Origin of the sequence: Leclercia sp. LTM14, assembly GCF_023736175.1 — a bacterium.
Classification (GTDB): Bacteria; Pseudomonadota; Gammaproteobacteria; order Enterobacterales; family Enterobacteriaceae; genus Enterobacter; species Enterobacter barmai.
Genome location: NZ_JAIKTT010000011.1, coordinates 114,035 through 136,294, shown reverse-complemented (window position 1 = coordinate 136,294; position 22,260 = coordinate 114,035). Strand labels below are relative to the sequence as shown.

The window sequence follows — 22,260 nt, the reverse complement described above, 5'->3', positions numbered from 1 at the left end:
GTTCAAACTAAATGGGAAATCTCCAGTGAAGTTCGTAAAGTATTTATTGATCCTTGCAGTCTGTTGCATTCTGCTTGGAGCAGGCTCGATTTTTGGTTTGTACAAATATATTGAGCCGCAACTGCCTGATGTCGCTACGCTTCGTGACGTACGACTTCAGATCCCGATGCAGGTTTATAGCGCCGATGGCGAGCTGATTGCCCAGTACGGTGAAAAGCGCCGTATCCCGCTGACGCTGAATCAAATTCCGCCCGTCATGGTGAAAGCCTTTATTGCCACAGAAGACAGCCGCTTTTATGAGCACCACGGCGTTGACCCGGTGGGGATTTTCCGTGCTGCAAGCGTAGCGCTGTTCTCCGGCCATGCTTCGCAGGGGGCTAGTACCATCACCCAGCAGCTGGCGCGTAACTTCTTCCTGAGCCCTGAAAAAACGCTGATGCGTAAGGTTAAGGAAGTGTTCCTGGCGATCCGCATTGAGCAGTTGCTGAACAAAGATGAGATCCTTGAGCTTTACCTCAACAAGATCTATCTCGGCTACCGTGCCTATGGCGTGGGCGCGGCGGCGCAGGTCTATTTCGGTAAATCCATCGAGCAGCTCACCCTGAGTGAGATGGCCACCATCGCCGGTCTGCCGAAGGCGCCTTCCACCTTTAACCCGCTCTACTCGCTGGATCGCGCTACGGCGCGTCGCAACGTGGTGCTGTCGCGTATGCTGAGCGAGGGCTATATCAGCCAGACCCAGTACGATCAGGCGCGCAACGATGTGATTGACGCCAACTACCATGCCCCGGAAATTGCCTTCTCCGCGCCGTACCTCAGCGAGATGGTTCGTCAGGAGATGGTTTCCCGCTACGGCGAGCAGGCCTACGAAGATGGTTACCGCGTTTACACCACCATCAGCCGCAACGTCCAGCAGGGCGCGCAGCAGGCGGTGCGTAACAACGTGATTGATTACGATATGCGTCACGGCTACCGCGGTCCTTCAAACGTGCTGTGGAAAGTGGGTGAATCGGCGTGGAACAGCAAAAAAATCACCGATACCCTGAAGCCGCTTCCGGGCTACGGGCCGTTCGTGGCGGCGGTGGTGACCCAGGCCAATCCGCAGGAAGCCACGGCGATGCTCGCGGACGGCACGTCCGTGTCGCTGCGGATGGAAGGGGTACGCTGGGCGCGTCCGTATCGCTCTGATACGCAGCAGGGCGTGACGCCACGTAAAGTGACCGATGCGGTACAGGTGGGTCAGCAAATCTGGGTTCGCCAGGTGAATGACGCCTGGTGGCTGGGGCAGATCCCGGACGTTAACTCGGCGCTGGTATCCATCGATCCGCATAACGGCGCGGTGCTGGCGCTGGTTGGCGGCTTCGACTTTAACCAGAGCAAATTTAACCGTGCCACTCAGGCGCTGCGTCAGGTCGGTTCCAATATCAAACCCTTCCTCTACACCGCGGCAATGGATAAGGGTCTGACCCTCGCCAGTATCCTCAATGACGTGCCGATCTCCCGCTGGGATGCCGGGGCCGGTTCCGACTGGCGTCCGAAAAACTCACCCGCAGAGTACGCCGGTCCGATTCGCCTGCGTCAGGGGCTGGGACAGTCGAAAAACGTGGTGATGGTGCGCGCCATGCGTGCCATGGGCGTCGATTATGCGGCGGAATATCTGCAGCGCTTCGGCTTCCCGGCGCAAAATATCGTGCATACCGAGTCGCTGGCGCTGGGCTCCGCCTCCTTTACCCCGCTGCAGGTCGCGCGCGGCTATGCGGTGATGGCCAACGGCGGCTTCCTGGTCGATCCGTTCTTCATCAGCAAAATCGAGAACGATCAGGGCGGTGTCCTGTTTGACGCCAGACCGAAAATCGCCTGCGCAGAGTGTGATATTCCGGTGATCTACGGTGACACGCCTAAGTCAGAGGCGCTGAACAACCAGGACATGGAAGATGTCGCGATTTCTCAGGAGCAGCAGAATGCGGCGGTGCCGATGCCGCAGCTCCAGCAGGCGAACCAGGCGCTGGTTGCCCAGACCGGTGCTCAGGAGTATGCCCCGCACGTGATTAACACTCCGCTGGCGTTCCTGATCAAGAGCGCGCTGAACACCAACATCTTTGGTGAACCGGGCTGGCAGGGCACGGGCTGGCGTGCGGGTCGTGATTTGCAGCGCAAGGACATCGGCGGCAAAACCGGGACCACCAACAGCTCGAAAGATGCCTGGTTCTCGGGTTATGGTCCGGGTGCGGTAACGTCGGTGTGGATCGGCTTTGACGATCACCGTCGTGATTTAGGCCGTACCACGGCGTCCGGGGCGATTAAAGATCAGATCTCCGGTTACGAAGGCGGAGCCAAAAGTGCTCAGCCGGCGTGGGATGCCTTTATGAAAGTCGTTCTTGATGGCGTACCGGAGCAGCCGCTCACGCCACCGCCGGGTATCGTTACGGTCAATATCGATCGCAGCAGCGGTCAGCTGGCTAACGGCGGTAACAGTCGCGAAGAGTATTTCATCGAAGGCACGCAACCAACGCATCAGGTGGTGCATGAGGTGGGTACAACGTTGATTGATAACGGCGAAACGCAGGAGCTCTTCTGATACATCTTCCCCCTTTCCCTGTGGAGAGGGGGATTTTACGCTACAGCCTTCCCTGCCCTTTCAGCCATTCACGCACCAGGAACAGCGCGCTTACATTCCGGGCTTCGTTAAAATCAGGCTCTTCCAGCAGATCCATCAGATGCGCCAGCGGCCAGCGCACCTGCGGCAGCGGCTCGGGTTCATCCCCTTCCAGCGATTCAGGATAGAGATCTTCCGCCAGCACGATATTCATTTTGCTGGAGAAATAAGAGGGTGCCATGCTGAGTTTTTTCAGGAAAGTGAGCTCTTTCGCACCAAAACCGACCTCTTCTTTCAGCTCACGGTTTGCGGCTTCATAAACCGACTCGCCGGGATCGATAAGCCCCTTTGAAAAGCCCAGCTCGTAGGATTCCGTTCCCACCGCGTATTCGCGGATTAAAATCAGGTGCTCGTCGACAATAGGCACAATCATGACGGCTTCGCGCGTGGAGGGACGCATACGCTCGTAGACGCGGCGGACGCCGTTACTAAACTCCAGGTCCACGCTCTCAACGTTAAACAGGCGCGATTTGGCGACGGTTTCAACATTCAGGATGGTGGGCTTTTGTAAGGGTTTGCTCATTTTGACGGGTCTTTGCTGGGTGAACTGGCGTCATTGTGCGATATGCCGCACGGTTTCGGCAATGTCAATCGCGCTTTATTTACATTATTGCAACGTTATGAGATTCATTCCTCATTTCAAGTCAAAAGTCAATAGGTTGAAATTGTTCCAGGAATTTGCTGATATTCCGCCACGGTTGCCTTTGCTATCATCTGCGATCACTGGGATGCGCTTCAAATTGCTCAAGTTCAACGCCTTACATGCCGATAGCCAACCACAGACACGCATTCACTGTTAAGGTGCTACTGACTACACCTGTAAGAAAAAGTAAGATGGGGAAAGCATGAGCACCATTTTGATTGTCATCGCTGCTATGCTGGCCTGCGCATTCATTGCAGGGTGGTTGTACAGACGTCGGGCGCAGCATCGATATCGCCTGCCTTATCTCAATGCCTTTACCGGGGCGAGCACACGCAAACTCACCGCAGAAGAGCGCAGCGCGATCGAGCAATATCTCGAGTCGTTTAACCGTATCCAGCAGACACCTGCCACAGGTGCCAGCGCCGCGCCGGTATCGTTAAGCCTGAATGCCCAGAGCAATACCGTGCACAGCCTGACGCGCTCCATTACCCGCTACGGTATTACCACCGACGATCCCAATAAATGGCGCTACTACCTCGACTCCGTCGAAGTGCATCTGCCGCCGTTCTGGGAACAGTACATCAACGATGAAAACAGCGTTGAGCTGATCCACACCGACTCTATCCCGCTGGTGATTGCCCTGAACGGCCACTCCATCGCCGAATATGTTCAGGAAGCCCCGCACCTGGCGCTGGAACACGTCAGCTCAACCCAGGCCTCGATTCGTGGCGAAGAGACCGAGCAGATTGAGCTGCTGAACATTCGCCAGGAGACGCACGAAGAGTACGCTCTCAGCCGCCCGGACGGCATTCGTGAAGCGCTGCTGATTGTCGCCGCCTTCCTGCTGTTTTTCTTCTGCCTGATGAGCCCGGACGTCTTTGCCCCCTGGCTTGCCGGTGGCGGCGTGCTGCTGCTGGCGGCGGGATTATGGGGACTCTTCGCCCCACCGGCGAAAAACGCGCTGCGTGAGATCCACTGTCTGCGCGGGACGCCAAAGCGCTGGGGTCTGTTTGGCGAGAACGATCAGGATCACGTCAATAATATCTCGATGGGCATTATTGACCTGATCTACCCGCGCCACTGGCAGCCGTGGCTGGCCCAGGATTTAGGGCAAAAGACCGACGTTGATATCTATCTTGACCGCCACGTGGTGCGCCAGGGGCGCTATTTATCCCTGCATGACGAGGTGAAAAACTTCCCGCTGCAGCACTGGCTGCGCAGCACGGTGATTGCCGGTGGCGCAGGGCTCGTACTGGCGATGCTGGTTCTCCTCGTGCCGCTGGATATGCCGATCAAATTTACCCTCTCATGGATCAAGGGCGCCCAGACCATCGAGGCAACCAGCGTCGATCAGCTTGAAAACGCCGGGGTGCGCATCGGTGATACCCTGCATCTGCAGGGCACCGGGATGTGTAATATCCACGCGGCGGGCAACTGGAACGCGCGCCAGAGCTCGCCTTTTGCACCTTTTGACTGCTCGCAGCTGATCTGGAATGACGCGGCCCCGCTGCCGCTGCCTGAATCGGATACCGTTAACAAAGCCACGGCGCTGACTCAGGCCCTGAGCCGCCAGCTCCATCCTAAACCGGAAGATGAGACGCGCGTCAGCCCGGCATTACGCTCCGCCATTCAGAAATCGGGCATGATCCTGCTGGATGATTTTGGCGATATCGTCCTGAAAACCCAGGATCTGTGCGCAGAGGCGGACGAATGCGTCAGGCTGAAGAACGCCCTGGTGAATCTCGGTAACAGCAAGGACTGGGAAGCGCTGGTCAAGCGCGCTACCGCTGGCCGTCTTGATGGCGTTAACGTCCTGCTGCGTCCGGTGAGCGCCGAGTCGCTGGAAAACCTGGTCGCCACCTCTACCGCGCCGTTCGTGATGCGCGAAACCTCCCGTGCCGCACAGGCCCTTAACAGCCCGGCGCCCGGCGGCTTTGTGATTGTCAGCGATGAGGGCAGCGATCTGGTCGATCAGCCTTATCCGCCGGTAGCGCTGTACGACTACCCGGCCCAGGAGCAGTGGGGTGAGTTTCAGCGGCTGGCGCAGATGCTGATGCGCACGCCGTTCAGCGCGGAAGGGATTGTGACCAACATCTTTACCGATGCCAACGGCACCCGCCATATCGAACTGCACCGCATACCGGATAGCGCCGCTTTATGGCGCTACATCGCCACCTCGCTGCTGATGCTGGCGATGGTGCTGTGCATTATCTGGAACGGCGTGATGGCCCTGCGCCGCTACCAGCGCTCGCGCACCCGCCTGGCCGAGATCCAGCAGTACTACGAAAATTGCCTCAATCCGAAGCTGATCCCCACCCCTGAGAGCCTGATCGGATAACTTCTGTGCGCGACAAGATATGCTACCCTGTCGCGCACGTTTCTTCTGGCTGGAGTATTCCCCATGCATCTTGATATCGCCTGGCAGGACGTTGATACCGTCCTGCTGGATATGGACGGCACGCTGCTCGATCTCGCGTTTGATAACTACTTCTGGCAAAAACTGGTGCCGGAGACCTACGGCGAGCAGCAAGGGATCACCCCGCTGGAGGCGCAGGAATTCATACGCCAGCAATATACCGCCGTACAACATACGCTAAACTGGTACTGCCTGGACTACTGGAGCGAACGCCTCGGACTGGATATTTGTGCGATGACTACCGCTCAGGGCGCGCGCGCCGTACTGCGTGAAGATACTGTTCCCTTTCTGGACGCGCTCAAAGCCAGCGGTAAGCGGCGCATTCTGTTGACCAACGCGCACCCACATAATCTGGCGGTGAAGCTGGAACATACCGGACTGGGTTCACACCTTGATTTATTACTTTCCACCCACACATTTGGTTATCCGAAAGAGGATCAGCGACTGTGGCAGGCGGTGGCAGAAGAGACCGGCCTGCAGCCAGAGAGAACGTTGTTCATTGATGACAGCGAACCCATTCTGGATGCGGCGGCAAAATTTGGCATTCGTTATTGCCTTGGCGTGACCAATCCTGATTCTGGCCTGGCTGAAAAAAGCTATCTTCGCCATCCGGGGATGAACGACTATCGCCGGATGATCCCCTCACTCACCGTGAAGGAGAAGCCATGAAAGAGAAACCCTCCGAAGGGGTAAGACTGGATAAATGGCTGTGGGCTGCCCGCTTTTACAAAACGCGCGCCCTCGCCCGCGAAATGATTGAAGGCGGCAAGGTGCATTACAACGGGCAGCGCAGCAAACCGAGCAAGCTCGTGGAGCTGAACGCCACCCTGACGCTGCGTCAGGGCAATGACGAACGAACGGTGATCGTAAAAAATGTCACCGAACAGCGTCGCCCGGCAGCGGAAGCCAGCACCCTGTACGAAGAGACGGCAGAAAGCGTTGAAAAACGCGAGAAGATGGCCCAGGCGCGCAAGCTCAATGCCCTGACCATGCCGCATCCCGACAGGCGACCGGACAAGAAAGAGCGTCGCGATCTGATTAAATTTAAAAATGGCGAGAATGAGTGATTCTTGCTGAACGAGAGATGACTATGGCCCAACACGACCAATTACACCGCTATCTGTTTGAACAATTTGCCGTTCGCGGCGAGCTGGTGACGGTATCCGAAACCTGGAAACAGATCCTGGAAAACCACAACTATCCGCTGCCGGTTAAGACCGTGCTGGGTGAGCTGCTGGTCGCCACCAGCCTGCTGACTGCGACCCTGAAATTTGCCGGTGACATCACCGTGCAGCTGCAGGGTGATGGCCCGATGAGCCTGGCGGTGATCAACGGCAACAACCAGCAGCAGATGCGCGGCGTGGCGCGCGTTCAGGGCGACGTCCCGGAAAATGCCGATCTGAAAACGCTGGTCGGCAACGGCTATCTGGTGATCACCATCTCCCCGGAAGAGGGCGAGCGCTATCAGGGCGTGGTGGGTCTGGAGGGCGATACCCTGGCGGCCTGCCTGGAAGATTACTTCATGCGTTCCGAACAGCTGCCGACGCGCCTGTTTATCCGTACCGGCGAAGTCGATGGCCAGCCGGCGGCAGGCGGGATGCTGCTGCAGGTTCTGCCTGCACAGGACGCTCAGACCAATGATTTTGAGCACCTGGCGACCCTGACCGAAACCATCAAAGCCGAAGAGCTGCTCACCCTGCCGGCGAACGACGTGCTGTGGCGTCTGTATCATGAAGAAGAGGTGACCCTGTACGATCCGCAGGACGTTGAGTTCAAGTGCACCTGTTCCCGTGAACGCTGTGCGGGTGCCCTGAAAACGCTGCCGGATGAAGAGATCGACAGCATCCTGGCGGAAGATGGCGAGATCGACATGCACTGCGATTACTGTGGCTCTCACTACGTCTTCAATGCAATGGACATTGCCGAGATCCGCAACAACGCCTCTCCGGCAGATCCTCAGCTGCACTAAGCCCTGTCGTTAACTGCCCTCCTGTGGGGGCAGTTGACCTTCTTCCCTTTCCCGCTACTCTTTAATTTCATTAACTATTCCTCCTCCCCCTGCTGAATCGTTACCAGTCATGTAAGGCTTTCGTAATTTTCTTTCATGTATGCGCTTACATTCACATTCTCGTAGTTAAATTTACCGCCCATTAACCTTTTAAGAACATTTTCCCCAACCGAAAAGTGATTCCTGCCATAATCTGCTCCGCGAGTGACAGGAGTCACAGCGTTTTCCGTCATTAAGGGTTTTTGTCCAGATACGCAAATCTATGAGCCCGGTCGCGGTTAACATTCGAAGAAAAACCCTACAATTTCAGGCAGTATAAATTGGCTAAGGAGCAGTGATATGCGTGTTAATGGTTTAACCCCGCAAGATCTCATGGCTTATGGTATCAACGATGCTCAGGATATCGTCTACAACCCCGATTACGATACGCTGTATCAGGAAGAGCTCAATCCAGCGCTGGAAGGCTACGAGCGCGGCATCCTGACGACGACCGGCGCCATTGCTGTCGATACCGGTATCTTTACCGGGCGTTCGCCGAAGGATAAATACATTGTCCGTGACGACACCACCCGCGACACCCTGTGGTGGGCCGATCATGGCAAAGGGAAGAACGACAACAAAGCGATCTCCCCTGAAACCTGGCAGCACCTGAAGACCCTCGTCACCCAACAACTTTCCGGCAAGCGTCTGTTCATTATCGACGCTTACTGCGGCGCCAACGCCGACACCCGTCTTTCCGTTCGCTTTATCACCGAGGTGGCCTGGCAGGCGCATTTCGTGAAGAACATGTTCATTCGCCCCACCGATGAAGAGCTGCAGAGCTTCGAGCCTGACTTTGTGGTGATGAACGGTGCGAAGTGCACCAACCCGAACTGGAAAGAGCAGGGACTGAACTCCGAAAACTTTGTCGCCTTTAACCTGACGGAACGTATCCAGCTGATCGGCGGCACATGGTACGGCGGCGAAATGAAGAAAGGGATGTTCTCGGTGATGAACTACCTGCTGCCGTTGCAGGGCATTGCCTCCATGCACTGCTCGGCGAACGTCGGCGAGAAAGGCGATGTGGCGGTCTTCTTCGGCCTCTCCGGCACCGGTAAAACCACCCTCTCCACCGACCCGAAACGCCGCCTGATTGGCGACGACGAGCACGGCTGGGACGATGACGGGGTGTTTAACTTTGAAGGCGGCTGCTACGCCAAGACCATTCGTCTGTCGGCAGAAGCGGAGCCGGATATCTTCCAGGCGATCCGCCGCGATGCGCTGCTGGAGAACGTGACGGTACGCGCCGACGGCTCGGTGGATTTTGACGATGCGTCAAAAACCGAAAACACCCGCGTCAGCTACCCGATCTACCACATCGACAACATCGTTAAGCCGGTCTCAAAAGCGGGCCACGCGACCAAGGTGATCTTCCTCACCGCCGACGCGTTTGGCGTGCTGCCGCCGGTTTCACGCCTGACCGCCAGCCAGACACAGTACCACTTCCTCTCCGGTTTTACCGCCAAGCTGGCCGGTACCGAGCGGGGTGTCACTGAGCCAACGCCAACCTTCTCCGCCTGCTTCGGCGCAGCCTTCCTGTCGCTGCACCCGACGCAGTACGCCGAAGTGCTGGTGAAACGCATGCAGGTCTCAGGCGCCCAGGCGTACCTGGTCAACACCGGCTGGAACGGCACCGGCAAACGTATCTCGATTAAAGATACCCGCGCCATTATCGACGCCATTCTGAACGGTTCGCTGGATGATGCAGAAACCTTCACCCTGCCGATGTTCGATCTGGCGATCCCGACCGAACTGCCAGGCGTGGACAGCCATATCCTCGACCCGCGTAACACCTACGCGTCGCCGGAACAGTGGCAGGAAAAAGCCACTCAGCTTGCGAAGCTGTTTGTGGAAAACTTTGAGAAGTACACCGATACGCCAGCGGGTGCGGCGTTGGTTGTTGCAGGACCTAAGCTGTAGAGACTGTGCCGGGTGGCGCTGCGCTTACCCGGCCTACAAAAACCCTGAATGTAGCCGGGTAAGGCGAAGCCGCCACCCGGCTTATTTTATTAGCTCTCTTTCACCTGCCTGCGCGGAAACGGAACCGGCAGCCACGCGCGGATACTCAACCCGCCCCGCTCGCTGGTGCCAATCTCCAGCAGACCGTTATGGTTATCCACGATACGCTGCACAATCGCCAGGCCTAAACCGGTGCCGCTGGTGCTGCGCGCGCTGTCGCCACGCACAAACGGCTGGAACAGATGTTTACGCTGTTCCGGTTTGATCCCCGGGCCGTCATCTTCCACCTGGAACCAGGCGCGATTCAGTTCGGAGCCACTGCTGACCTTGATCCAGCCGTTACCGTAGCGGGCGGCGTTCACCACCATATTCGCCACGGCGCGCTTGATGGAGAGCGGATGCATCCGCACGGTGATATCGCCCGGCTGCAGATCGGTTTCGATCTCACGCTCGTAGCCGCTCTCGGCCGCCACCACTTCGCCCAGCACCGCGTTCAGTTCTGCGATCTCCATCGGCATCTCCTGCCCGGTACGCAGGTAGTCGATGAACTGCTCGATAATGGCGTTGCACTCTTCGATGTCCTTGTTGATGGACTCCGCCAGATAGCCGTCCTCCTCGCCCATCATTTCAGTGGCGAGGCGAATACGCGTCAGCGGCGTACGCAGGTCGTGGCTGACCCCGGCCATCAGCAGGGTACGGTCATCCGCCAGCTGCTTCACCCCGGCCGCCATATGGTTGAAGGCGCGGGTCACCGAACGCACTTCCGACGCGCCATACTCGCGCAGCGGAGGCGGAATAATCCCTTTACCGACCTGAAGCGCCGCGTGCTCCAGGTCGACCAGCGGTCGGTTCTGAATACGGATAAACAGCCACGCGCCGCCTATCGCCAGCAGCATGATCGCCAGGGTGTAACGGAACAGCGGCGAGAAGTCGCCCTGATGGATTTCGGTCAGCGGCACGCGCACCCAGATATTGGGTGACAGCCAGGTTTTCAGCCAGACGACCGGCGAGCTTTTGTTGACCTCAACGCGCACTTCCGTTGGGCCGCCCAGCTGCTGCGCCATCTGCTGGCTGAGGAATTCATAATGCTGGGCCCAGCGCAGGCCTGCGTCTTCCGCCGCTTCGTTAGAATAGAGCGATATCCCCAGCTCACGGTAGATTTCACGGCGAAACGCCGGAGGAACCACCAGCTGCGTGCCATCTTCCAGCTGCAGTTTATCGGTCATCAGCATACGGACTTCGTAGGCCAGGACCTTATTAAACTGCTGCAGGCTCGGCAGGATCGCAAAGTTCAGCACGACCAGATAGGTCGTCACCAGGCTGACAAACAGCAGGGTGACGATCAGTAACAGGGTGCGGGCAAACGAGCTACGCGGCGAGAAACGCATTCGCCTCATGCTTTAGAGCCGTCCGGGACAAACACGTAGCCCAGACCCCAGACGGTCTGGATATAGCGCGGGTGCGCCGGATCCTCTTCCACCATGCGGCGCAGGCGGGAGATCTGTACGTCGATGGAACGCTCCATCGCGGAATATTCACGGCCACGCGCCAGGTTCATCAGCTTATCGCGGGAGAGCGGCTCACGCGGATGGCTGACCAGGGCTTTCAGTACCGCGAACTCACCGCTGGTCAGCGGCATTGGCTCATCTTCACGGAACATCTCGCGGGTGCCGAGATTCAGCTTGAACTTACCGAAGGCAATCACCGCCTCTTCCTGGGACGGCGCGCCCGGCAGTTCGTTCGCCTGTCGGCGCAGCACGGCGCGGATACGGGCCAGCAGCTCGCGCGGGTTAAACGGTTTTGGAATGTAGTCGTCGGCGCCGATTTCCAGGCCCACGATACGGTCAACCTCTTCCCCTTTCGCCGTCACCATAATGATCGGCATCGGGTTGCTTTGGCTACGCAGACGACGGCAGATGGAAAGGCCATCCTCGCCCGGCAGCATCAGATCCAGCACCATCAGGTGGAAGGATTCGCGGGTCAGCAGGCGGTCCATCTGTTCGGCGTTGGCGACGCTACGAACCTGGAAGCCCTGCTCGGTCAGATAACGCTCAAGGAGCGCACGCAGGCGCATGTCGTCATCCACCACCAGAATCTTATAATTCTCTTGCATTGTCAGTACTCCCAAAGGTTCGGATAATCTTGAACAGCGTATTCTAAAAAAGTGCGCGTCCACGACCAGCTAATTCTGGTATAAATTCTAGTCGAAATTGTTACAAAGCATATTTAACAGCAGCTTATCTGTACATTCCGTCACATAACTCATTATTAATCCTGTCTGATAAGATAAGTGATACGTAATGTGCGCAAGGTAAGCAACCCTGTTGTAAGGCCAGAGAATGAAAACGCCCCTGATCACCCGCGAAGGGTATGAAAATCTGAAGAAAGAGCTGGACACCCTGTGGCGTGAAGAGCGCCCGGAGGTGACAAAAAAAGTGACCTGGGCAGCGAGCCTCGGCGACCGCAGTGAGAATGCCGACTACCAGTACAATAAGAAGCGGCTGCGCGAGATCGACCGCCGGGTGCGTTATCTGACCAAATGCCTCGAGAACCTGAAAATCGTCGATTATTCCCCGCAGCAGGAGGGCAAGGTCTTCTTCGGCGCGTGGGTCGAGATCGAAAACGACGAGGGCGATCTCAAGCGCTTTCGTATTGTCGGCTACGATGAAATTTTTGGTCGTAAGGATTACATCTCCATCGATTCACCGATGGCCCGGGCGCTGCTGAAAAAAGAGGTGGGCGATCTGGCTGTCGTCCATACCCCGGCGGGTGAAGCCAGCTGGTACGTCAATGAAATCGAGTACGTAAAATAGTCCGAGAGCGCCCTCCACGACTGGCATTTTGCAGTGCCAGTCCGTATAACTATCCCCTGATTTTTCGACCCACAAGATGAAATAGCCATGATGAAAGATTCGCTCTGCCGCATTATTGCGGGTGAACTTCAGGCAAGGGCTGAACAGGTAGAAGCTGCCGTTCGCCTGCTTGATGAAGGGAACACCGTGCCGTTTATTGCACGTTATCGTAAGGAAGTGACTGGCGGTCTGGATGATACGCAGCTGCGTAACCTGGAGACCCGCCTCGGCTATCTCCGTGAACTGGAAGACAGGCGCCAGGCGATTCTGAAATCCATCGGCGAACAGGGCAAGCTGACCAGCGAACTGGAAGCAGCCATCAACGGCACCCTGAATAAAACCGAACTCGAAGATCTCTATCTGCCGTATAAACAAAAACGCCGCACCCGTGGACAGATCGCCATTGAAGCAGGCCTGGAGCCGCTGGCCGATCTGCTGTGGACGACGCCGTCCCACGACCCGGAAACCGAAGCCGCGAAGTTTATCGATGCCGATAAAGGCGTGGCCGACACCAAAGCCGCCCTCGATGGCGCCCGCTACATCCTGATGGAGCGCTTTGCCGAAGACGCTGCCCTGCTGGCAAAAGTGCGTGATTATCTGTGGAAGAACGCCCATATCGTCTCCACCGTGGTCAGTGGCAAAGAGGAAGAAGGGGCGAAATTCCGCGACTACTTCGATCACCATGAACCGATCTCAACCGTGCCGTCCCACCGCGCGCTGGCGATGTTCCGCGGTCGCAACGAGGGCATTCTGCAGCTCTCCCTGAACGCCGACCCGCAGTTTGACGAGCCGCCAAAAGAGAGCCACGGCGAGCAGATCATTATCGACCATCTCGGCCTGCGCCTGAACAACGCCCCGGCGGACAGCTGGCGCAAAGGCGTGGTGAGCTGGACCTGGCGTATTAAGGTGCTGATGCACCTCGAAACCGAACTGATGGGCACCGTGCGCGAACGCGCCGAAGACGAGGCGATTAACGTCTTTGCCCGTAACCTGCACGATCTGCTGATGGCTGCCCCGGCTGGCCTGCGCGCCACCATGGGTCTCGATCCGGGCCTGCGTACCGGCGTGAAGGTGGCCGTGGTGGATGGCACTGGCAAGCTGGTGGCTACCGATACCATCTATCCTCATACCGGTCAGGCAGCGAAAGCCGCGGTTGCCGTGGCGGCGCTGTGCGAGAAGCACAACGTTGAGCTGGTGGCGATCGGCAACGGCACCGCCTCCCGCGAAACCGAACGCTTCTTCCTCGACCTGCAAAAGCAGTTCCCGAAAGTAACGGCGCAAAAAGTGATTGTCAGCGAAGCGGGTGCGTCGGTGTACTCGGCGTCCGAGCTGGCAGCGCAGGAGTTCCCGGATCTGGACGTCTCCCTGCGCGGTGCGGTCTCTATCGCCCGCCGTCTGCAGGATCCGCTGGCGGAGCTGGTGAAGATCGACCCGAAATCCATCGGCGTGGGCCAGTACCAGCACGACGTCAGCCAGACGCAGCTGGCGCGTAAGCTGGATGCGGTGGTGGAAGACTGCGTAAACGCCGTTGGCGTTGACCTGAATACCGCCTCCGTCGCCCTGCTGACCCGCGTGGCGGGTTTAACCCGGATGATGGCGCAGAACATTGTTGCCTGGCGCGATGAGAACGGGCAGTTCCAGAACCGCCAGCAGCTGCTGAAGGTGAGCCGTCTGGGACCTAAAGCGTTCGAGCAGTGCGCGGGCTTCCTGCGTATCAACCACGGCGACAACCCGCTGGACGCCTCCACCGTTCACCCGGAAGCCTATCCGGTGGTGGAGCGCATTCTGGCGGCCACCCAGCAGGCGCTGAACGCGCTGATGGGTAACAGCAGCGAACTGCGTAACCTGAAAGCGGTCGACTTCACCGATGAGAAATTTGGTGTGCCGACGGTGTCCGACATCATCAAAGAGCTGGAGAAACCGGGTCGCGACCCGCGTCCGGAGTTCAAAACCGCGCAGTTTGCGGATGGCGTCGAGACGATGAACGACCTGCTGCCGGGTATGGTGCTGGAAGGCGCCGTCACCAACGTCACCAACTTCGGTGCGTTTGTGGATATCGGCGTTCATCAGGATGGCCTGGTGCACATCTCCTCTCTGGCCGACAAGTTCGTGCAGGATCCGCATACCGTGGTGAAAGCCGGCGACATCGTGAAGGTGAAAGTGCTGGAAGTGGATCTGCAGCGCAAGCGTATCGCCCTGACCATGCGTCTGGACGAGCAGCCTGGCGAGACCAACGCCCGTCGCGGCGGCGGAAACAGCGAGGCGCGCCAGCAGCGTCCGGCAGCGAAACCGCGCGGTCGTGAAGCACAGCCATCCGGTAACAGCGCGATGATGGATGCGCTGGCAGCGGCAATGGGTAAGAAGCGTTAATATTGGCAGTGCCCGGTGGCGCTTCGCTTACCGGGCCTGTAAAACCGTAGGCCGGGCAAGCGCTGTGCCGCCCGGCAAACAGAGCGCAGGAATTAAATAAATATGGAACCGATTGCATATCCATATTTAAACCGATAATTATCACTCTATTAACAATAAGTCTTTTTTTCTCTCACCAGCAGTCTTCGCAAATATTGAGCAAGGTCAATCCGGCTGCAAATTAATAGCGCCATGTACATTCCGTCACATATTTAGCATTGATGATAGAAACTATTCTCATTACCATTGTGCCTGTAGATTATTTAACCTTTCGTTAAGTAGGCACTATGCAATTCACTCCAGACAGCGCGTGGAAAATTACCGGTTTCACCCGCGAAATCAGCCCGGCCTATCGCCAGAAACTGCTCTCTTTAGGAATGCTTCCCGGCTCCTCTTTTAACGTTGTTCGCGTTGCCCCGCTGGGCGATCCGATCCATATCGAAACCCGACGTGTGAATCTGGTTCTGCGTAAGAAAGATCTCGCATTAATAGAAGTTGAAGCTCTGTCTCAATAAAACGCCAGCTTTCGTAGCGAGTCTAAAAGAATGAAAAAATTAACCATTGGCTTAATTGGCAATCCCAATTCCGGCAAGACCACCTTATTTAATCAGCTTACCGGCGCACGTCAGCGCGTCGGTAACTGGGCGGGCGTCACGGTCGAGCGTAAAGAGGGTTTGTTCACCACTACCGACAACCAGGTTACGCTCGTCGATCTGCCCGGCACCTACTCGTTAACCACTATTTCCTCCCAGACCTCGCTGGATGAGCAGATCGCCTGCCACTATATTCTGAGCGGCGACGCCGACCTGCTGATCAACGTGGTGGATGCCTCGAACCTCGAGCGCAACCTCTACCTGACGCTGCAGCTTCTCGAGCTGGGCATCCCCTGCGTGGTGGCGCTGAACATGCTCGATATTGCCGAGAAACAGCAGATCCGTATCGACGTCGACGCCCTCTCTGCCCGCCTGGGTTGCCCGGTGGTGCCGCTGGTCTCTACCCGCGCCCGCGGTATCGACGCCCTGAAGCTCGCCATTGACCGACACAGCCGTAACGCCGACGTGGAGCTGGTGCACTACCCCCAGCCGCTGCTGCGTGAAGCCGGGATCCTCGCTCAGGAAATGGCGCACAGCATGCCGTTAAAACAGCGCAACTGGCTCGGCCTGCAGATGCTGGAAGGCGATATCTACAGCCGCGCCTACGCCGGTGATGCCGCGCAACAGCTTGATGCGTCCCTGGCGCGCCTGAACGACGAACTGGACGATCCTGCCCTGCACATCGCCGATGCCCGCTATCAAAGCATCAATGCCATTTGCGACGTGGTCAGCAACGCCCTCACCGCCGAGCCAAGCCGCTTTACCCGGGCGATGGACAGGGTGATCCTCAACCGTTTCCTCGGCCTGCCGGTGTTTCTGCTGGTGATGTACGTGATGTTCCTGCTGGCCATCAACATTGGCGGCGCGCTGCAGCCGCTGTTTGACGTCGGCTCCGTGGCGATCTTCATTCACGGCATTCAGTGGCTGGGCTATACGCTGCACCTGCCGGAATGGCTGACCATTTTCCTCGCCCAGGGGCTGGGCGGCGGGATCAACACCGTCCTGCCGCTGGTGCCGCAGATCGGCATGATGTATCTGTTCCTCTCCTTTCTGGAGGACTCCGGTTACATGGCCCGCGCGGCCTTCGTGATGGATCGCCTGATGCAGGCTCTCGGCCTGCCGGGTAAATCCTTCGTGCCGCTGATCGTCGGCTTCGGCTGCAACGTGCCGTCGGTGATGGGCGCCCGCACGCTGGATGCGCCGCGCGAACGCCTGATGACCATCATGATGGCGCCGTTTATGTCCTGCGGCGCGCGGCTGGCGATTTTTGCGGTCTTTGCCGCCGCCTTCTTCGGTCAGGAGGGGGCGCTGGCGGTCTTCTCGCTCTACGTGCTGGGCATCGTCATGGCTATCCTCACCGGCCTGATGCTCAAACACACCATCATGCGCGGGGAAGCCACGCCGTTCGTGATGGAGCTGCCGGTCTACCACGTTCCGCACCTGAAAAGCCTGCTGATCCAGACCTGGCAGCGCCTGAAAGGCTTTGTCCTGCGGGCGGGTAAAGTGATTGTGGTGGTGAGTATTTTCCTGAGCGCGCTGAACAGCTTTACCCTCAGCGGCCAGGCGGCGGATAACATTAACGACTCGGCGCTGGCCTCCGTCAGCCGCGTCATCACTCCTCTGTTCAAGCCGATTGGCGTGCACGAAGACAACTGGCAGGCCACCGTCGGGCTGTTCACCGGCGCGATGGCAAAAGAGGTGGTGGTTGGTACCCTGAACACCCTCTACACCGCCGAAAATATTCAGGAAGTGGAGTTTAGCCCGGCCGATTTCCACCTCGGCGACGAACTGTTCAGCGCCGTGGATGAAACCTGGCAGAGCCTGAAAGAGACCTTCAGCCTGAGCGTGCTGGCGAACCCGATTGAAGCCAGCAAAGGCGACGGCGAGATGGCGACCGGCGCCATGGGCGTGATGAGCGAGAAATTCGGCAGCGCTTCGGCGGCCTACAGCTACCTGATCTTCGTTCTGCTCTACATTCCGTGCATCTCGGTGATGGGCGCCATCGCCCGCGAATCCAGCCGCGGCTGGATGGGCTTCTCCGTGCTGTGGGGGCTGAATATCGCCTACTCGCTGGCAACGGTCTACTACCAGACGGTCAATTTCAACCAGCATCCGCAGTACAGCCTGGCGTGTATCCTGGCGGTGGTGCTGTTTAACGTGCTGGTGATCGGACTGTTGCGCCGGGCCCGTAGCCGCGTGGACGTCAATCTGCTGGTGAAAGGCAGGACTGCGGCGGCCTGCTGCGAAGGTCCGGCCAGCGACTGTCATTAGGAGGCGGCATGGCATCGTTAATTGAAGTGCGTGATTTGCTGGCGTTGCAGGGACGAATGGAGGCCACCCAGCTCAGCCAGATCCTGCATACTCCGCAGGCGATGATAGAGGCCATGCTGCAACGACTTGAGGCGATGGGCAAAGCGAAGCGCATTCAGGAGGATGCCGACGGCTGCTTAACCGGCTGCTGTAAAAGCTGCCCTGAAGGAAAAGCCTGCCTCAGGGAGTGGTGGGCGCTGCGTTAATCGTAATAAAGCCGGGCAGGGCTGCCCGGCTTCATCTGTTTATTTGTAGACTTCTGCGGTCGCGCGGATGTCTTTCTGATCTTTGTTGGCGCTGGTGACGACATAGTACTTACCGCCCAGCTCATCTGCTTTCTGTGAAAGCTCTTTTCTGGCATCCATTGGCGCAGTGGTGTCAGACGTAGAGACAGTACCAACCTTCGTCAAATTCATCTCTTTCACTTTATCTTTCTGGATCTCTTCTGCCGCCATCACGCCAAAAGAGAGTGATCCAATAACCAGAGAAGCAACAATACCTGTGACAAGTTTCATAGTTATGACTCCCAAAGAAGGATTGTAATTTTGATTATCGAAAGCGGGACAACCGCAACGATATAGTGAGTATTGTTGCGGTACGTCACTTTTTCCAGGTGGAAAAGAAAATAATCAGTTTAAACGCTGACTTAGGGCCATCAACGCCGCGCAAAATTCAGCGGGGTGAGAGATAAAGGGCGCATGCGCCGCTTTGGCCAGGATCAGGGCTTCGCTCTGCGGCCACTGCGCATCCAGCAGCGGCACGATTTTGCGCGGTACCAGCCCGTCAAGATAACCATAAATACGCAGATGCGGCAGCGACAATGCCGCCAGCGGCTCCCGCAGATCGGCCGTTTTCAGGATCTCCAGCCCGCCGTTGAGTACGTTCACCTCAGGCATCGGCAGGGCGAGGACCGTGCTTTTCAGCAGACGCGCATCCTGCCGCGCGCTTTCGGTCCCCATGGTTTGCAGCGCCAGAAACCGCTCCACCGTGCGCTGAAAATCGTCGCTCAGCTGCTGCTGAAAACCGGCTAATACCTCAGGCTTAATGCCTGGCCACCCGTCGCGGGCGCTAAAACAGGGGGATGACGCTACCGTCACCAGCGCCTGGACGCGTTCCGGGTGGTCAAGGGCGATCTGGCTCGCCACCAGCCCGCCGAGGCTCCAGCCCAACCAGATCGCCTTATCCGGCCCCTGGGCCAATACCCGCTCCGCCATCTCCTCAAGCGACATCGCCCCAAAATCGCGGCTGCGGCCAAAGCCCGGCAGGTCCACCAGGTGCAGCGTAAATTGCGAGGCCAGTTCCTCACTGACGCAACGCCAGACTTCAGCATTCAGTCCCCATCCGTGCAGCAGCACAAGATGACAATTTCCTGTCCCAACGGTCTGCCACCAAAGCGTGTTCATCGATTACTGTTCTCTTTTTTCACAAGGAGGATGTCTATGCTAACAGTGCCCGGCTTGTGCTGGCTATGCCGGATGCCGCTTGCGCTCGGCCACTGGGGAGTCTGTTCCCTGTGCGAAAGAGGGATTGCGGCCCGGACGTGCTGTTGCCCCCAGTGCGGCTTACCGGCCTTCCACCCTCACCTGCCCTGCGGACGCTGCCTGCGCAAGCCGCCGCCGTGGCAGGCCCTGGTGGCGGTGTGCGGCTATACACCGCCGGTGAGCCCGCTGGTGCATCAGCTCAAATTTTCCCGCCGCACCCAGCTGGCACAGCCGCTGGCGAGACTGTTACTGCTGGCGCTGTTGCTTGCCAGACGCAGCCGGGGTTTGCCGCGTGTCGATATGATGGTCTGCGTGCCGCTCTGGTCCCGGCGCCACTGGCGGCGCGGGTTTAACCAGAGCGACCTGCTCTGTCGTCCGCTGGCCCGCTGGCTGAACTGCCGCTATGCTCCCGATGCCATCCGCCGTATTCGCGCCACTCCGGCGCAGCATCAGCTCAGCGCGAGATTGCGTAAACGCAACCTGCAGCACGCTTTTGCGCTTGAATTACCGGTGGCGGGACGCCATATCGCTCTGGTGGATGATGTCGTGACAACAGGCGCTACCGTCGCGGAACTCTCCCGCCTGCTTTTGCGAAGCGGCGCGGCGTCGGTTCAGGTATGGTGTCTGTGTCGAACCTTGTAGCGCCCTCTGGTTGGGCGTATTATACCCAAGTAATTTAGTCAACTATTAGGCCAATGCTATGATCCGTATTTCCGATGCTGCACAAGCGCACTTTGCCAAACTGCTGGCAAATCAGGAAGAAGGGACCCAGATCCGCGTATTCGTGATCAACCCGGGCACCCCGAATGCAGAATGCGGCGTCTCTTATTGCCCACCGGATGCTGTGGAAGCAACTGACACCGCCCTGAAGTTTGAGCAACTCACTGCCTATGTCGATGAGCTGAGCTCACCGTATCTGGAAGATGCGGAAATTGATTTTGTAACCGACCAGTTGGGTTCACAGTTAACGCTGAAAGCGCCAAACGCCAAAATGCGTAAAGTGACCGACGATGCCCCGCTGATGGAGCGCGTTGAGTACCTGCTGCAGTCCCAGATTAACCCGCAGCTGGCTGGCCACGGTGGTCGCGTCTCCCTGATGGAGATCACCGAAGACGGTCTGGCCATTCTGCAGTTTGGCGGCGGCTGTAACGGCTGTTCCATGGTCGACGTCACCCTGAAAGAAGGGATCGAGAAGCAGCTGCTGAACGAGTTCCCGGAGCTGAAAGGCGTACGCGATCTGACAGAACACCAGCGCGGCGAACACTCTTACTATTAAGTTTCCGCTATCTGTTGCCCGGCGCTAAACGCTGCCGGGCAAACTCTTCCGCTTTCCCTGCCTCATAACATGACCTGCGTCTCAGAATTCACATTTTGACCGCCAGGGTCATTCTCAAGCCGCACATGTTACCCGTATCATTCTCGTGGGCACTAAAACAGCTTTACGCCGACCGACTAAACTTAAGATTTAGAAGGCAGCCAGCCTGTGTGCCATCAGTTAGCCGTTCCCAGTTGGGGCAACATTAATATGTCGTTGAAACAATGACGTTACCCATAACAATTTTAAGGCCAGATAATCATGCCATTAGTCATCGTCGCTATCGGTGTAATCCTGTTACTGCTCTTGATGATCCGTTTCAAAATGAACGGTTTTATCGCCCTTGTTCTGGTGGCACTTGCTGTCGGCCTGATGCAGGGTATGCCGCTGGTAAAAGTTATCAGCTCCATTAAAGCTGGGGTGGGCGGTACGCTCGGTAGCCTGGCGCTGATCATGGGCTTCGGCGCCATGCTCGGTAAAATGCTGGCTGACTGCGGTGGCGCACAGCGCATCGCGACCACGCTGATTGCCAAATTCGGCAAAAATAACATTCAGTGGGCGGTGGTTTTAACCGGCTTCACCGTGGGTTTCGCCCTGTTCTACGAAGTGGGCTTCGTGCTGATGCTGCCGCTGGTGTTCACCATCGCCGCGTCTGCCAGCATCCCGTTGCTGTATGTGGGCGTACCGATGGCCGCTGCGCTGTCCGTAACCCACGGCTTCCTGCCGCCGCACCCGGGCCCAACCGCTATCGCCACCATCTTCCATGCGGACATGGGTAAAACCCTGCTGTTCGGTACCATCCTTGCGATCCCGACAGTTATTCTGGCCGGCCCGGTCTTTGCCCGCTGCCTGAAAGGTATCGACAAGCCGATCCCGGAAGGTCTGTACAGCGCGAAAACCTTTACCGAAGCCGAGATGCCAAGCTTTGCGGTCAGCGTCTGGACCTCTCTGGTACCGGTCGTGCTGATGGCTATGCGTGCCGTCTGCGAGATGATCCTGCCGAAAGGCCATCCGGTTCTGGACGTCGCCGAGTTCCTGGGTGACCCGGTGATGGCAACCCTGATTGCCGTTCTGATTGCGCTGTTCACCTTCGGTCTGAACCGTGGCCGTTCCATGGACCAGATCAACGACACCCTGAGCTCTTCGATCAAAATCATCGCCATGATGCTGCTGATCATCGGTGGTGGCGGTGCGTTCAAACAGGTTCTGGTTGATAGCGGCGTGGACAAGTACATCGCTTCCATGATGCATGAAACCAACATCTCCCCCATCCTGATGGCATGGTCTATCGCGGCGGTCCTGCGTATCGCGCTGGGTTCCGCAACCGTTGCGGCTATCACCGCGGGTGGTATCGTTGCACCACTGATTGCGACCACCGGCGTCAGCCCTGAGCTGATGGTTATCGCGGTCGGTTCCGGTAGCGTGATTTTCTCTCACGTAAACGATCCGGGCTTCTGGCTGTTCAAGGAGTACTTCAACCTGACCATCGGTGAGACCATCAAATCCTGGTCCATGCTGGAAACCATCATCTCGGTTTGCGGGCTGATCGGGTGTCTGCTTCTGGGTATGGTTGTCTGAT

At 57.7% G+C, this 22,260-nt stretch carries 19 protein-coding genes; 14 read left to right on the top strand and 5 right to left on the bottom strand.

Features of this window, described 5'->3' with window-relative positions; all coding sequences use genetic code 11:
- Positions 1-25 precede the first annotated feature (25 nt).
- Complete coding sequence (mrcA, locus tag K5I40_RS19715) at positions 26-2,578, top strand: peptidoglycan glycosyltransferase/peptidoglycan DD-transpeptidase MrcA (protein ID WP_223075726.1); 2,553 nt, start codon at positions 26-28, stop codon at positions 2,576-2,578.
- A gap of 40 nt (positions 2,579-2,618) precedes the next feature.
- Here mrcA and nudE read toward each other — a convergent pair whose 3' ends face one another.
- Entirely contained in the window at positions 2,619-3,179 is a 561-nt protein-coding gene (gene nudE, locus K5I40_RS19710) for an ADP compounds hydrolase NudE (protein WP_039031517.1), read from the bottom strand.
- 322 nt (positions 3,180-3,501) lie between these two features.
- Here nudE and K5I40_RS19705 point away from each other — a divergent pair, with 322 nt between their 5' ends.
- The 5 genes from K5I40_RS19705 to pckA all read left to right on the top strand — a co-directional run bounded on the left by K5I40_RS19705 (position 3,502) and on the right by pckA (position 9,682).
- A complete protein-coding gene (locus tag K5I40_RS19705; RefSeq protein ID WP_039031516.1) occupies positions 3,502-5,637 on the top strand; it encodes an intracellular growth attenuator family protein in 2,136 nt (711 codons plus the stop codon).
- A 63-nt stretch (positions 5,638-5,700) separates the two neighbouring features.
- A complete protein-coding gene (yrfG, locus tag K5I40_RS19700) occupies positions 5,701-6,384 on the top strand; it encodes a GMP/IMP nucleotidase (protein WP_039031515.1) in 684 nt (227 codons plus the stop codon).
- Positions 6,381-6,782, top strand: coding sequence for a ribosome-associated heat shock protein Hsp15 (hslR, locus tag K5I40_RS19695; RefSeq protein WP_039031514.1), 402 nt, complete (start codon positions 6,381-6,383; stop codon positions 6,780-6,782). Before yrfG ends, hslR begins: the two co-directional genes overlap by 4 nt.
- Positions 6,783-6,805: 23 nt before the next feature.
- On the top strand, positions 6,806-7,684 hold the full coding sequence (gene hslO, locus K5I40_RS19690; protein ID WP_039031513.1) for an Hsp33 family molecular chaperone HslO: 879 nt from the start codon (positions 6,806-6,808) through the stop codon (positions 7,682-7,684).
- Positions 7,685-8,062: 378 nt separating this feature from the next.
- Positions 8,063-9,682 (top strand): phosphoenolpyruvate carboxykinase (ATP), encoded by a 1,620-nt coding sequence (gene pckA / locus K5I40_RS19685; RefSeq protein ID WP_223075727.1) that lies wholly within the window; start codon positions 8,063-8,065, stop codon positions 9,680-9,682.
- Positions 9,683-9,771: 89 nt separating this feature from the next.
- Here the strand turns inward: pckA and envZ are convergent, their stop codons facing one another.
- Both envZ and ompR read right to left on the bottom strand, forming a co-directional pair.
- A complete protein-coding gene (gene envZ / locus K5I40_RS19680; RefSeq protein ID WP_039031511.1) occupies positions 9,772-11,118 on the bottom strand; it encodes a two-component system sensor histidine kinase EnvZ in 1,347 nt (448 codons plus the stop codon).
- Positions 11,115-11,834 carry a two-component system response regulator OmpR gene (ompR, locus tag K5I40_RS19675; RefSeq protein WP_001157751.1) on the bottom strand — a complete coding sequence of 240 codons (720 nt, stop codon included), beginning with the start codon at positions 11,832-11,834 and terminating at the stop codon, positions 11,115-11,117. Before ompR ends, envZ begins: the two co-directional genes overlap by 4 nt.
- Positions 11,835-12,060: 226 nt before the next feature.
- Between ompR and greB the strand changes: the two genes are divergently transcribed.
- The 5 genes from greB (at position 12,061) to feoC (ending at position 18,091) form a co-directional block, all read left to right on the top strand.
- Positions 12,061-12,534, top strand: coding sequence for a transcription elongation factor GreB (gene greB, locus K5I40_RS19670; protein WP_139563749.1), 474 nt, complete (start codon positions 12,061-12,063; stop codon positions 12,532-12,534).
- Between the two features lie 87 nt (positions 12,535-12,621).
- Positions 12,622-14,943 (top strand): Tex family protein, encoded by a 2,322-nt coding sequence (locus tag K5I40_RS19665; RefSeq protein ID WP_039031509.1) that lies wholly within the window; start codon positions 12,622-12,624, stop codon positions 14,941-14,943.
- Positions 14,944-15,269: 326 nt separating this feature from the next.
- Positions 15,270-15,497 (top strand): ferrous iron transporter A, encoded by a 228-nt coding sequence (gene feoA, locus K5I40_RS19660; protein WP_039031508.1) that lies wholly within the window; start codon positions 15,270-15,272, stop codon positions 15,495-15,497.
- 30 nt (positions 15,498-15,527) lie between these two features.
- On the top strand, positions 15,528-17,846 hold the full coding sequence (feoB, locus tag K5I40_RS19655; RefSeq protein WP_223075728.1) for a Fe(2+) transporter permease subunit FeoB: 2,319 nt from the start codon (positions 15,528-15,530) through the stop codon (positions 17,844-17,846).
- A gap of 8 nt (positions 17,847-17,854) precedes the next feature.
- Positions 17,855-18,091, top strand: coding sequence for a [Fe-S]-dependent transcriptional repressor FeoC (gene feoC / locus K5I40_RS19650; RefSeq protein WP_039031506.1), 237 nt, complete (start codon positions 17,855-17,857; stop codon positions 18,089-18,091).
- A 39-nt stretch (positions 18,092-18,130) separates the two neighbouring features.
- Here feoC and K5I40_RS19645 read toward each other — a convergent pair whose 3' ends face one another.
- Together K5I40_RS19645 and bioH are read right to left on the bottom strand one after the other, a co-directional pair.
- The gene (locus tag K5I40_RS19645; protein WP_039031505.1) at positions 18,131-18,400 is read right to left on the bottom strand and encodes a YdgH/BhsA/McbA-like domain containing protein; all 270 of its coding nucleotides are present in this window, start codon (positions 18,398-18,400) and stop codon (positions 18,131-18,133) included.
- Positions 18,401-18,514: 114 nt separating this feature from the next.
- Positions 18,515-19,288: a pimeloyl-ACP methyl ester esterase BioH gene (gene bioH / locus K5I40_RS19640; RefSeq protein WP_223075729.1), complete on the bottom strand. Its 774-nt coding sequence runs from the start codon at positions 19,286-19,288 to the stop codon at positions 18,515-18,517.
- A 36-nt stretch (positions 19,289-19,324) separates the two neighbouring features.
- Between bioH and gntX the strand changes: the two genes are divergently transcribed.
- The 3 genes from gntX (at position 19,325) to gntT (ending at position 22,259) form a co-directional block, all read left to right on the top strand.
- Positions 19,325-20,008 carry a DNA utilization protein GntX gene (gntX, locus tag K5I40_RS19635; protein ID WP_223075730.1) on the top strand — a complete coding sequence of 228 codons (684 nt, stop codon included), beginning with the start codon at positions 19,325-19,327 and terminating at the stop codon, positions 20,006-20,008.
- A 58-nt stretch (positions 20,009-20,066) separates the two neighbouring features.
- On the top strand, positions 20,067-20,642 hold the full coding sequence (nfuA, locus tag K5I40_RS19630; RefSeq protein ID WP_039031502.1) for a Fe-S biogenesis protein NfuA: 576 nt from the start codon (positions 20,067-20,069) through the stop codon (positions 20,640-20,642).
- Between the two features lie 300 nt (positions 20,643-20,942).
- Positions 20,943-22,259 carry a gluconate transporter gene (gene gntT / locus K5I40_RS19625; RefSeq protein WP_223075731.1) on the top strand — a complete coding sequence of 439 codons (1,317 nt, stop codon included), beginning with the start codon at positions 20,943-20,945 and terminating at the stop codon, positions 22,257-22,259.
- Position 22,260: the final 1 nt, after the last annotated feature.